This is a genomic window from Jeotgalicoccus psychrophilus DSM 19085 (genome assembly GCF_000425845.1).
GTDB lineage: Bacteria > Bacillota > Bacilli > Staphylococcales > Salinicoccaceae > Jeotgalicoccus > Jeotgalicoccus psychrophilus.
This window is the reverse complement of record NZ_KE384463.1, coordinates 23,393-36,044: the sequence shown is the minus strand read 5'-3', so window position 1 is coordinate 36,044 and position 12,652 is coordinate 23,393. Positions and strand designations below refer to the sequence as shown.

The following is a 12,652-nucleotide window of genomic DNA, read 5'->3' as shown; positions in this document are numbered from 1 at the left end:
AAGGCTCGCCCTTTTCCCTTATCGCTCAGAATTACTCTGCATTCTTTAGCACCTTTCTTGAAAAAGGAGGTTGCTCTGGCTTCATCGGGTTTGAATCCCTCCACCACCTCTGGATAAGAGATAACTTATACTCATCTTACAATATTGTGAAATTCAAATCAAGATTAACAAAGTGTTATTTGTGACAGGTTTAATCTCTTTAAAATTAATCTGCTATTTTAAAAACATATTCTTAATGTTTTATAAGCCATTTATAACTTATACTTATGAAATAACATTGAAAAATATATATCAATATACACATGCGTTATCGTATTATATGTGTAAACATAAAATCGAATGTGTTATACTAATTTCTAAATAGTTCGTTAATGACAAATATTTTGGAGGCGAATCATGGTTAATCATAAAAGTTTAATCGAAGGTCTTGTTAACAAACCTTCTACACACAAACAATTATCAAACGCTGAACTTGTCGAAGCATCTATTCGACGCGACGAAGCAGTTCTGACAAATACAGGTGCCCTGCGCGCGCAGACTGGCGAATACACTGGACGCAGCCCGAAAGACCGTTTTATCGTAAGAGACAGTGTATCGGACAGCAAAATTGACTGGGGCGATGTGAACCAGCCGATTTCACAAGAAGTTTTCGATAATTTATTCGATAAAGTTACTACATATTTAAATGACAAAGAAGAATTATTTGTCTTTAACGGCTATGCAGGCGCAGACCCGCATACACAGCTTCAACTTCAGGTTGTTAATGAATTCAGCTGGCACAACATGTTTGCGAAAACTATGTTTATCCGCCCTGAAACAAAAGAAGAAGCACTGGCAATCGACCCTGAATTTACGATTGTTTCAGCACCGACTTTTAAAGCTGACCCGAAAGTTGACGGCACAGGCTCAGAAGTATTCGTACTTGTGTCATTAGAGAAGAAAATTATTCTTATCGGCGGTACTGAGTACGGCGGAGAAATGAAAAAGTCTATCTTCTCTATTATGAACTATCTGCTTCCTGAACAAGGCGTGCTCAGCATGCACTGCAGTGCCAACGTCGGTGAGAACAAAGACGTTGCATTATTCTTCGGTTTATCAGGAACTGGTAAAACGACGCTTTCTGCAGACCCTGAACGCGACCTTATCGGCGACGATGAGCACGGCTGGAACGACGACGGTGTATTTAACATCGAAGGCGGATGCTATGCTAAAACTATTAATTTATCAGAAGAAAAAGAACCTGAAATCTTTAAAGCGATTAAATTCGGTTCAGTTCTCGAGAACGTTGTGATTGATGAAAATGGCAACGCTGATTACGACGATGATTCACTTACTGAAAACACTCGTGCTGTATATCCGCTTGACCATATCGACAATGCACGCATTCCTTCAGTTGCAGGCCACCCGAAAACAATTATTTTCTTAACAGCAGATGCATTTGGAGTACTTCCTCCAATCGCTAAGTTAAGTAAAGATCAGGCAATGTATCACTTCCTGAGCGGGTTTACTTCTAAACTTGCAGGAACTGAACGCGGTGTGACTACACCACAGCCGGTATTCTCAACATGTTTCGGTTCTCCATTCTTACCACTGCACGCAACAGTATATGCAAACATGCTTGGTGACTTAATCGACAAGCATGACGTTAACGTTTATCTTGTAAACACAGGATGGACAGGCGGCGAATACGGTGTTGGTAAACGTATGAACCTGGCACACACACGCTCAATGGTCAGACGCGCTATCAGCGGTGAATTAGAACTTGGTGAATTCGCTGAAGATGAAATGTTCGGTCTGTCAATTCCTAAATCAGTAACTGGTGTACCTGAAAACATTCTTGCACCAATCAACACTTGGGAATCAGCTGATGCTTACAATGAAAAAGCACAAGCACTTAAAGAGCAGTTTATCGAAAACTTCAAAAAATTCGGTTCAGAATCAGCAGCAATTGCTGAAAAAGGCGGATTTTAATAATATTTGAATAGCTTGAGTCCCGGGATAATAATTATCCCGGGATTTTTTGGTTTAGAGTACGACGATTGACTATGTTGAAGGCACATTGTCATTCCAGCGGTTTTGATTGACTCTGTCGATTCAACATTGCCCATCAAACTTCTCAACAAAAAACCGGAACAACATATGTTGTTCCGGTCCACTATCACTCGCTACTGACAGCCGTTTTCCCTGACTTCATTATATAAATAAACTACACAATCATCTTTCAGGAGCAGGCTTTTATCTTCTTCAGCAATGTCATCGATATGATTGACGAGCATCGGACCATTTGTTTCATGGTAGTGTTTCAGCTGGTCCAGCCGCTCGATGTTACAGCAGAATGCTGCTTTACTGAATGTTTCATCACCATCATGAACGGTATATGTACCGACAAAGTGCAGATTCCCTACCAAACCGCCGGTTTCTTCATAAAGTTCACGTTGTGCACCTTCGACGAGTGATTCACCTTCATCCACTTTACCGCCCGGAAATTCGAGCCCTCGTTCTTTATGGTTCGTCAGTAAAAACTGGCCGTTAAACTTAGGAATAATCAGGACATGTTTCGTATTTTCAACGTAACTGTTTTCCAATGTGACACGTCTGCCTTCATGATCAGTAAATGTTTTCATGTATAATCCTCCTAGTTGCACTCTTGCAGATATCAGCTTACAATAGTTGTATTAATTTTAAAAGGTGATGCTGCAATGAAAAAAGTATTAATCGGCTCCGTTCATTTTTACCAGAAACATATTTCTCCAATGTCGCCGCCGACTTGCCGGTTTTATCCGACATGTTCAAATTATGCTCTTGAAGCAGTTGCTGAGCATGGTTCTTTAAAAGGCAGCTTTATGGCAACGAAACGTATTTTAAAATGCCATCCATTCCACGAAGGCGGTTTTGATCCGGTTCCCGTAAACAAAAAGAAAAAACGTCAGTAATTATATCTTATTAGTCCATACCTGTATTTAACGGTTTAGAAACATTTTTTGGTTCTGACTGCGGGAAATTTTCCCAGTGGATGTCATAATAATTTTATCGACGTAATGAATTTCTTTCGGCAGTTTATATTTCGCCAGATGTTCGCTTAAATGATTCAAGAGTAATGCTTCATCGACTGCTTCTTCTAAAAGCAGCACCGGCACATTGCCCCATTCGTCGTCATCCTTTTTAATGACGACACAGCGGTCCACGCCGCTGATTTTATACACTGCATCTTCAATTTCTTTCGGATAAATATTCTCACCGCCGCTGATAATCAAATCAGTACGTCTGTCCAGAATATATAAATACCCTTCATCATCAATTTGCGCAAGATCTCCCGTATTAAAATATCCGTCTTTTAATTTCAAATCCGCATTTAAGTAATCTCTGACAACACTGTCACCTTTAATTAACAGCTCATTGGTCTCTCGGTCTATTTTGATATCATAACCCTGCACATTACCGACAGCTCCAGTTAAAATCCTGTCATCTTTAGAAGAGATTTGAACAATTTGAGAGCATGTTTCAGTCATGCCGAATGAATTAAATACCGGCAGATCTTTTTCAATCGCCTCTTTTAAAAGTGACGGCGTTGTACTCGCCCCGCCAAGCAGCAGTCCTTTAAGGTGATGTGTGCCTTCCATGCTCATTAAACGCTTCAGCATCACAGGCACCATACTCGTATGAGTGATTTTATCTTCATTTAAAATATTCCAGACACGCTTTTCATCAAATTTATTTTCAACGACTAACGTACAGCCAGTCATTACCGTTCTGAACAGTATCGACAGTCCTGAAATATGAAAAATCGGATTAACCATGAGCCATGTACTGTCACTGTCATAGTCAAAATGCTGCTGGCAATTATTATGTGACGCTGCATGATTTTTATATGTCTGCGGCACTGCTTTCGCGCGTCCGGTCGTTCCTGACGTAAACATAATCGACAGGACATCATCCGGCTCAGGTTTATTGACGATAAAGGTCTGTGTCTCAAGCTCAAATAAATCATCATACAAAATCACTTCGACCCCTGGAATATCCACGGGTAATGTCGCAATAACTGTTGTCACCGACACATCTTTCAGCTGAGAACTGAGCTCAGCCGGTGTCAGACGTGTGTTCAGCATAACCATTTCCACGCCGAGCATCATCAGACCGTGAATCAGCTTAACTGAATCCAGCGAGTTGTCGATATATAACCCGACGCGTTTTAGTTTGAGCGCCTGCATATGTGTGCCGAGAGAATGCGCATGCATGTACAGCATCTGATACGTCAGAGATTCATTATTGTACTTTACAGCAATGTTATCAGGATAAGTAAAACTTGCTGTTTCAAGCCATTTATAAGACATTACTTCACCTCAAAAACACCCATCATAGACGGGTGTTATATTTTAAAACTATGAAATTTACGGGAATTTAGGGAATTGATCGAAGTTCGGTTCACGTTTTTCTTTAAACGCGTCACGGCCTTCTTTCGCTTCATCTGTAGTGTAATACAGAAGCGTTGCATCTCCAGCAAGCTGCTGCAGTCCTGCAAGTCCGTCTGTATCAGCATTCATTGATGCTTTTAAGAAACGAAGTGCCGTTGGTGAGTGCTGTAAAATATCTTCACACCATTCAACAGTTTCATCTTCAAGACGCTCTAAAGGCACGACTGTGTTAACTAAGCCCATGTCCAGTGCTTCCTGTGCGTCATACTGACGGCATAGGTACCAGATTTCACGTGCTTTTTTATGTCCAACGATACGTGCTAAGTAGCCTGAACCGTAACCAGCATCAAATGAACCGACTTTAGGACCAGTCTGGCCGAATCGTGCATTATCTGCAGCAATTGTCAGGTCACATACGACGTGCAGCACATGTCCGCCGCCGATTGCGTAACCAGCAACCATGGCAATAACCGGTTTAGGAATCACACGGATTAAACGCTGTAAATCAAGGACATTTAGACGCGGCACATCATCCGAGCCCACATATCCGCCATGACCGCGTTTTTTCTGATCTCCACCTGAACAGAACGCAAGGTCACCCTCACCTGTTAAAATAATTACGCCTACACGCTGATCGTCGCGCGCGCGTGTAAATGCATCGATCATTTCTGCAACAGTATCCGGTGTAAATGCGTTGCGCACTTCCGGACGGTTGATTGTTACTTTAGCAATACCATTATAAAATTCATATTTAATTTCATTATATTCTTTAACTGTTTCCCAAACTCTAGTCATGAGTTATCCTCCTCTAAGTACTTTCGTACTAAGTTTATGTACGCTTCGTAATTTTCAAGATGAATATTGTGACCACAATTTTCAACTATATCCAGTTTAGCACTTTTCAGCCGTTCTGACATCGTTTCTGCTACTCTGATAAACTTCTTATCTTCACTGCCTGTAATTAAATAAAAATGGTTATTCAGACCGCTTAAATCATTCCAGTAAGACCGCTGTACACCCGTGCCGTACTTCAACAGGCTGTCCGCCGCTTCAGCCGGAGTCTGCTGCAGCCGCTCTTCATGCTGTGCTTTAAGCAGAGATTCGTCAGCATACTCTTGAGTTTGAAACAGCGGCATACTTTGCCAGAAATTTAGAAATTCATAATAATCGCTGCCGATTAATTTACTGCGTTCCTGATCGACAAGAAGCCGCTCAGCTTTCTGCTCGTCGTCAGCAATTCCCGGTGACGCACTTTCCAAAATACATTTTTCAATACGCTCAGGAAATTGGACAGTTAACGCAAGGGCTGTCCGTCCGCCCATCGAATAACCGAGCACATCGAAAGTGTTGATGTTGTGACGATCAGCAATAGCAATGAGCCCACCGGCAATATCTTCCATACGGTAATCATGTGAAGTACTGCTCGTGCCGCCGAATCCGGGTAAATCGACTAAGATGACGTTGCGCAAATCGCTTAATCCTTCGGCAATCTTTCTCATGCTTTCTTTAGACGATAAAAACCCGTGCAGCAGCATAATCGTTTTTGGCTCATTGTTATCAATCAGCTCGTAATTAAAATTCAGCATTATCCACCAGAGTTTTAAGCTGCTGTTTCAGTTCGTTATGACTTTCAAGATTATGTTCTCTGTCTGTTTTAATCTCAATCATCTGACGGCCTGATTGATTCAGCATGTCTTTCGTTAATTCATCAGCATTTTCAATATGAACGTATTCGTAATCATAGAGTTTTGCTGCATGTTCAAAGTTCAGATCAAGCGGTGTCCCGAATAATCTTTCGAAGTGCGGTTTATGTGCATACTGCGGCAGGTAGCTGAAAATGTTGCCGCCGTTATTATTAAATACAATAACTGTAAAGTCGATATTCTCAAGCTTGGCCATTAAGAGACTGTTGATATCGTGGTTCATCGACACATCACCAATCAGCATTGTGACCTGTTCTTTCGTACCGATACCAAGTGCGCTTGAGATGACTCCGTCAATACCGTTAGCACCGCGGTTTGCGAAAACATCGTGCGTAACGCGCGTATCATAACGTTCGAAATCCCTGATCGGCATACTGCTCGATAAGAAGAATGTTCGTGCTTCATCTGTCGCTTGAATAATGTCGTAGACATATCTGCCTTCATCAACAAACTTCTCTATATTAGTATCAATATAATTATGAATATCCTTCGACAACTTGATGAAACGTTCTTTAACATCACTCTTAAAATCATCATTAATCAGTCGCGGCAGTATTTCATTAATTGTGCCGACATACGTTTCGTCAGGCGTTACCGGGAACGGTTTAATGTCCTGGAACTCACTGATTAAATACTGCTGTACTGTTGTCTGTTTTAAAAATGCATTCGTCTGTTTTGATGTGACCGGCTCGCCGATACGGATAATAAAATCTACATTGCGGTTAATGTATTCACGGTGTTTGTCGCCGAAGTTCGAAAACATCATATCGTGATTGACAATCTCGTCTTTCACATCAGTACGTAAATTCTGACGCGGGTCAAAGACAGTAATAATATTACCCTGTTCAAGAACTGGTTTCAGCGGTGTTAAATCTTCTGCTGTTTCACCGATAATTACTAAACCTGTCCCGGTTAATTTTTCAATATTCCCAGGTAACGTCATGGCCGGGACTCGTTTTTTCTGTCTACGCTTAAATAAATCGAGACGCTCGATGTTCGGCATAATCGGTTCGCGGACCGGAATATTAAAATGCACCGGACCCATATTAATCCCGTTAAAATACTGGCTTGCCTGCAGCACTTTATCGTTAATTAACGATTCCGCACTGTCATGCGTGTCAGCAATAGGCAGTTCGGTCTGATAGCGGACAAAATTACTGTACATATTGTTTTGTTCAATCGCCTGCGGTGCCCCCACATTTTTAAGTTCATGCGGACGGTCCGATGTCAGAACGATTAAGGGCAAGTGACTCAGTCCTGCTTCACTGACAGCCGGCGTATAGTTCGCTGCTGCGGTGCCTGAAGTACAAAGTATCCCCACCGGCTGACGTCTCTTTTTAGTCAGTCCGACAGCAAAGTATCCAGCACCCCGCTCGTCAGGGTGAATATAAGTCTTAATACCGTCGTGCAGTTCAGCCGCAATCGCAAGCGGTGTTGAGCGCGAGCCCGGGCTGATAACCAGTTCATTCATGCCGCATTCGTACAGCGCATCTATAATACTAAACGTTTGTACCGTTAGTGCTTCTGTGTAGCTCATTAGTAGTCGCCTCCAAGACGTTCAACATCGGTGTGAATTTAACTTCCGTTTCTAAAAATTCAGCTTCCGGATCCGATCCTTTAACGATGCCGCAGCCAGCAAATAATGTCGCACTGCGTGCAGAAATCAGCATCGAACGGAGTCCGACAGCAAATTCACATTCCTTATCTTCATGAATAATGCCTAGCGGCGCTGCATACAGTCCTCTTGTGCCGTATTCATGTTCTTTAATATAGTCTTTTGCCAGATTCTTCGGCAAACCGCCTACTGCAGGTGTCGGATGAATCTGCTTTAATATCTTGAACTCATCTGCATCCTTCTTCAGTTTTGCCTGAATCGGTGTAAATAAATGATATATATATTTATTTTCCATTAAGAGCGGATTCTTTTTATAATTGAGTCCTTCTGAAAACGGTACGATATCGCTGACGATTGATTCTCTGACGACGCGGTGTTCAAACAGATTTTTTTCGTCGTTCAATAAGAATTCTTTCTGAATATTATTTGCCTCGGCGTCTTCAACACGCTGAATAGAACCTGCGATCGCATTCGTAGTCAGTTGTTCCCCGTCGATAGAAAATAGTTTCTCAGGTGTTTTTGAAACGAAGGTCGATTTTCCTTTTTCATAGTAAATCGTATACGTATCCGCTTCGTCTTTTAATCGTCTGATTAAATACAGGCGTTTTGCCTTCGACTCAAAAGTAATGAGTTTTTGGCGGGCTAGCACAACTTTTTTAAACTCGTCGTTTAAATTATTAACCGCTTCTTCAACGAGGAGTTTCCATTCATTTGGGAAAATATCGCGCTTACTTTTAACGACCGGTTTTTCTTTCTCTGTAATTTCAGCATTTTCTATCCCTGATAACACCCCGTCAATTTCTTCAAGCAGCCCGTCCATATTCAGCTCTGTTTTGCTGCGGGTTAAAAATACTTCATTCTTTTTAAGATCAAACTGCCACTCGGGTAAATGGAATTCAACCATTTTAAAGTCGTTCCACTCATCAGTCGTGTCTTTATCATCAAATAATGTGCCGCCAAATAAGCTCAGTTTAGATTTTAAATCATCTCCGAGCTTTTCCTGCTGCAATTTTGCAAACAGTGCTTTTTTGCTGTCTGCTGTCGCTTCTGGCTGAAACTTATCGCGCCACATACTTTCGATATAATTGATGCCGACAACATTATAGGTGCTGTCTTTTGACTTGAACCAATAGCGTGAGCCCTTTGATTCATTAAAATATGTAAATATTTTTTCTTCGTCAATATTATACTCATCCATAGGGATATGCAGTGTAAGATATTGCTTGTCCGAATCCAGACTGATATTCTCTATAAATGTTCGAGACGATTGTAATTTCATGAGTCACACTACTTTCATCATAATTAGCTTTATTTTATCATTTTTTACCTACTGTGTGTATGGACAAGTCTTAAATATGATAAAATTATAGCCATCATGTTTTAAAGGAGAAAGTCATGCAGGAAGCACAAGTACACACAGGATTTAAAAAATATTTGATGCTGACGCGCCCGCACACTTTAACAGCAAGTTTTGTACCTGTTTTTGTCGGGACGGCAAGCGTATTATTATTTGCGGATATCCGCTGGGGAATGTTTTTCCTTATGCTTATCGCCACAATTTTAATACAGTCAGCAACGAACATGTTTAACGAATACTATGATTTTAAACGCGGTCTGGATTCGCATGAATCTGTCGGTATCGCAGGCGCCATCGTAAGAAACGGCATGAGCCCGCGCCTCGTACTGACGATCGCTCTTATATTTTACGGCATTGCCGCTGTTATCGGTATTATCATTACGATAAATTCATCATGGTGGATACTGATAATCGGTGCGATCTCAATGGCTGTCGGTTACTTGTACACTGGCGGCCCTTTCCCAATATCGTGGACGCCATTCGGTGAAATCTTTGCTGGGTTCTTTATGGGTACTGTAATCATTATGATTACATTTTACATTCATACCGGCACGCTGCACGTATTTCCTTTATTAATGTCTATCCCTCCCGCAATTACAATTGGGCTGTTGAATATGGCAAATAATATACGCGACCGCAGAAAAGATAAAGAAAGTGGACGTAAAACTTTTGTCATCCTCGTCGGCAAACCGTTCGCCGTAATGACATCTGCTGCACTGCTCTTGTTCAGCTATATCTTTTTAATTTATATCGCATTCTTTACGCCGATGGGCTCTGTTTTTCTGCTCATTCCGCTGTTATCTGCACCACTTGCGATAAAGACAATTATGCTGATGCGTAAAGGCGATACACCAATCGAGCTGATCCCGGCAATGGCATCGATGGGTAAACTTAATACGATAATGGGACTGCTCCTTACTATCGGATTGATTATTTACGGTGTGACAGGTGTATAAACTTTCCTGAAAATTGTGTTTCTTCTTTCCAAGGAATATAATATAGTTGAAACAAACAATATAGGGGGATTTATCATGCAGTTAAAACGCACGTTATTCGCGGGAGGATTGGCAAGTATGCTTTTACTCGCCGCATGTAATGGGGACAGCACCGAAGAAGCTGGTACAGAAGAAGAGAAACCTGCTGAAGAAACAACAGGAGAAGAAACTTCAGAAGATGGATTATCGTATTCAGGAGTTAATGGGGATTACAGCTTCACAAACTTCACACCGGTTGAAGTGCCGGCAACTGACGCTGAAGGCAATGACACGACAATTCAGGCAGTCGCTGCTGAATTCGAATATACGAATACTTCAGAACGCACATCAACTCCGTCGGAAGCATTCAGCCTCGACCTTGCAATACGCCAGGTGAGTGAAGACGGCGAAGCACCGACAGAAAACTATACGATGGACCTTGAAGACGAAGGTGAATTTGCAGAAGGTAAAGCGGCTTCAGCTGAACTAGTCGAACCGGGCGAAAGCGCAACAGCAGTAGTTGCATATGGCCCGCTTGATCCTGAACTCGCTACACACCTTCAGGCAAGAGAAAATCCAATCGAAGAAACTGAATCAATGGATCATGAAATTGAGCTTGAATTAGCACCGGCAGAAGAAGAATAGATTTTTAAAAAACAGCGCCATGAAAATGGTGCTGTTTTTTGTTTGGGGATTGTTGGATTCCGATGAAGCAAACTCATAGGACTCCAAAACCTCCAGGATTCCGATGAAACGAGCTCATAGGACTCCGAAACTCTCAGGATTCCGATGAAATAAACTCATAGGACTCCGAAACCTCCAGGATACCGATGAAACGAGCTCATTGAACTCCGAATCCTCCAGGATTCCGATGAAATAAACTCATCGAGGTCCCGACATAAAATAAGCCGTCCTTAAGTTGAACAGGACGGCTTACAATTCATTATTTCGTTTTCGTCAGGATAAACTTCGTACCTTCTGCTTCGTACGTCAGTTCCCCGCCTTCCATATCCATGCGGACAGACATCATAATATGACCTTTGTTATTGAAGTCTCTGTATAAAATACGAATACGGAAGTTCATCGTCTGATCTGGCTGCATGTAAAATTTCAGAATCACTACATCATTTTCAATTTCATCTTTTATGTAGTGATATTTTGTCGTAAAGTCATAACCTTTAATATAGACTTTCTCAATTTGAAACGGGTTATCATTTTTGTTCTCAACTCGGAACATCATGTACTCTCCGCGGTCGTCATTTCTCCAGCCGACTTCGTCAATCATTAAAAGCGGCTGAGTCGTCATGACCTCTGCACGTTTTCTCGAAAAGTAAATACCGAGACCGGCGATTGCCACGATAAATAACGCCAATATGACAACTATTTCTATCCAGACTGATAATGGATCCATATCTTTTCCAACTCTCTAATTAATTTCATTTATATAATTTTATCATTACATGTACGATAAAAACAATTATGTTATATTAAAAAGACTTTGTTAAGGAGTCGATTTTATGATTGAAATCTTAAGCGGTATCGGAATTTCCTTTATTCTTTTCATCATATTAGGCATTTCGATTTTACTTTCAGTAGACAAGAATAAATAATCTATAAGCGAGGTTCAAATTGAAAACAATTAAAGATAATCAAATATTAATATATGCCATTGTAATTATAACTGGCGGTATTATCGGGCTGTTAAATGTAAATATCGGCAGTATTTTAGCTCCATTGATTTCCCCGCTCATTGCACTGCTGATGTATGTCATGTTTGCGCAAATTCCATTTTTAAATTTACGTGAAGCTTTGTCCAATACTAAGTTTATAATCGCTCTGTTAATCGCTAATTTTATTGTTGTGCCAATAGTCGTATGGGTTTTAATTATACTATTCCCGCTGCATCCTGCAATTTTACTAGGCGTTTGTCTCGTTCTCTTAACACCATGCATCGATTACGTTATTCCTTTTACTAAGCTTGGTCAAGGTGATGAAAAATTAGTTTTAGCATCAACACCGCTGTTATTTATCATCCAAATACTATTACTACCCGTGTATCTGACGCTATTTATCAGCACGGATATTTCAGCAATTATTAGTATCGGGCCGTTTATTGAGTCGTTCCTTTTGCTTATTGTACTGCCGCTGATACTAGCAGTTATTACACAGCTGCTTGCTAAAAACACAGCAGCCGGTAAATCGTTGTTGAAACTTACCGGTAAGCTTCCCGAATTACTGATGGCGGCTGTCTTGTTTACAGTTGTCGCAGCACAAATCGGTAAAGTTTATAATGACCTGAGTATTATTTTAACTATCATTCCAATTTATATTCTGTATTTGATTATTACACCGTTTATTTCTAAATTGATTGCCTCAATATTTAAATTAAAACCACATGCCGGACGTGCACTTGCCTTCAGTGCCGGCACGAGAAATTCACTCGTTGTATTGCCGCTTGCGTTAGCACTCCCGGGAGAATGGGGTGTAATCGCTTCGGCAGTTATCGTTACCCAGACGATTACCGAATTAGTCGGCGAGTTATTTTATATAAAATTTATACCAAAACTGATCAAATAAAAAGCACTCAGCTT

The 12,652-nt window shown here is 41.0% G+C and carries 12 protein-coding genes and 1 riboswitch; of the genes, 5 read left to right on the top strand and 7 right to left on the bottom strand.

Translation table 11 applies throughout. The features are described 5' to 3' along the window. Positions 1-15: 15 nt before the first annotated feature. A riboswitch (SAM riboswitch) is annotated at positions 16-120 on the bottom strand. Positions 121-396: 276 nt separating this feature from the next. Further along, a complete protein-coding gene (gene pckA, locus H625_RS0108995; protein WP_026859605.1) occupies positions 397-1,971 on the top strand; it encodes a phosphoenolpyruvate carboxykinase (ATP) in 1,575 nt (524 codons plus the stop codon). Positions 1,972-2,165: 194 nt separating this feature from the next. Here the strand turns inward: pckA and ytkD are convergent, their stop codons facing one another. Further along, complete coding sequence (gene ytkD / locus H625_RS0108990) at positions 2,166-2,624, bottom strand: RNA deprotection pyrophosphohydrolase (RefSeq protein WP_026859604.1); 459 nt, start codon at positions 2,622-2,624, stop codon at positions 2,166-2,168. A gap of 75 nt (positions 2,625-2,699) precedes the next feature. On the opposite strand from ytkD, the gene yidD reads away from it, so the two are divergent. Then, positions 2,700-2,933 (top strand): membrane protein insertion efficiency factor YidD, encoded by a 234-nt coding sequence (gene yidD, locus H625_RS0108985; protein WP_026859603.1) that lies wholly within the window; start codon positions 2,700-2,702, stop codon positions 2,931-2,933. A gap of 27 nt (positions 2,934-2,960) precedes the next feature. On the opposite strand, the gene menE is transcribed toward yidD, so the two are convergent. The 5 genes from menE to H625_RS0108960 are packed head-to-tail and all read right to left on the bottom strand — an operon-like array spanning position 2,961 to position 9,009. Next, positions 2,961-4,331, bottom strand: a complete 1,371-nt coding sequence (menE, locus tag H625_RS0108980) for an o-succinylbenzoate--CoA ligase (protein ID WP_026859602.1) — start codon at positions 4,329-4,331, stop codon at positions 2,961-2,963. 57 nt (positions 4,332-4,388) lie between these two features. Continuing rightward, positions 4,389-5,207 (bottom strand): 1,4-dihydroxy-2-naphthoyl-CoA synthase, encoded by an 819-nt coding sequence (gene menB / locus H625_RS0108975; protein ID WP_026859601.1) that lies wholly within the window; start codon positions 5,205-5,207, stop codon positions 4,389-4,391. Then, complete coding sequence (gene menH, locus H625_RS0108970; RefSeq protein WP_026859600.1) at positions 5,204-5,998, bottom strand: 2-succinyl-6-hydroxy-2,4-cyclohexadiene-1-carboxylate synthase; 795 nt, start codon at positions 5,996-5,998, stop codon at positions 5,204-5,206. Before menH ends, menB begins: the two co-directional genes overlap by 4 nt. Further along, positions 5,985-7,652: a 2-succinyl-5-enolpyruvyl-6-hydroxy-3-cyclohexene-1-carboxylic-acid synthase gene (gene menD, locus H625_RS0108965; RefSeq protein WP_026859599.1), complete on the bottom strand. Its 1,668-nt coding sequence runs from the start codon at positions 7,650-7,652 to the stop codon at positions 5,985-5,987. Before menD ends, menH begins: the two co-directional genes overlap by 14 nt. After that, positions 7,615-9,009, bottom strand: a complete 1,395-nt coding sequence (locus tag H625_RS0108960) for an isochorismate synthase (protein WP_026859598.1) — start codon at positions 9,007-9,009, stop codon at positions 7,615-7,617. The genes menD and H625_RS0108960 overlap by 38 nt, the downstream gene beginning before the upstream one ends. A gap of 116 nt (positions 9,010-9,125) precedes the next feature. On the opposite strand from H625_RS0108960, the gene H625_RS0108955 reads away from it, so the two are divergent. Then, a complete protein-coding gene (locus H625_RS0108955) occupies positions 9,126-10,043 on the top strand; it encodes a 1,4-dihydroxy-2-naphthoate polyprenyltransferase (protein ID WP_026859597.1) in 918 nt (305 codons plus the stop codon). 75 nt (positions 10,044-10,118) lie between these two features. Beyond that, positions 10,119-10,706, top strand: a complete 588-nt coding sequence (locus H625_RS0108950) for a DUF4352 domain-containing protein (RefSeq protein ID WP_026859596.1) — start codon at positions 10,119-10,121, stop codon at positions 10,704-10,706. A gap of 298 nt (positions 10,707-11,004) precedes the next feature. Here H625_RS0108950 and H625_RS0108945 read toward each other — a convergent pair whose 3' ends face one another. Continuing rightward, positions 11,005-11,472, bottom strand: coding sequence for a hypothetical protein (locus H625_RS0108945; RefSeq protein WP_026859595.1), 468 nt, complete (start codon positions 11,470-11,472; stop codon positions 11,005-11,007). Between the two features lie 218 nt (positions 11,473-11,690). On the opposite strand from H625_RS0108945, the gene H625_RS0108935 reads away from it, so the two are divergent. Further along, positions 11,691-12,638, top strand: a complete 948-nt coding sequence (locus H625_RS0108935) for an arsenic resistance protein (RefSeq protein WP_026859594.1) — start codon at positions 11,691-11,693, stop codon at positions 12,636-12,638. Positions 12,639-12,652 lie beyond the last annotated feature (14 nt).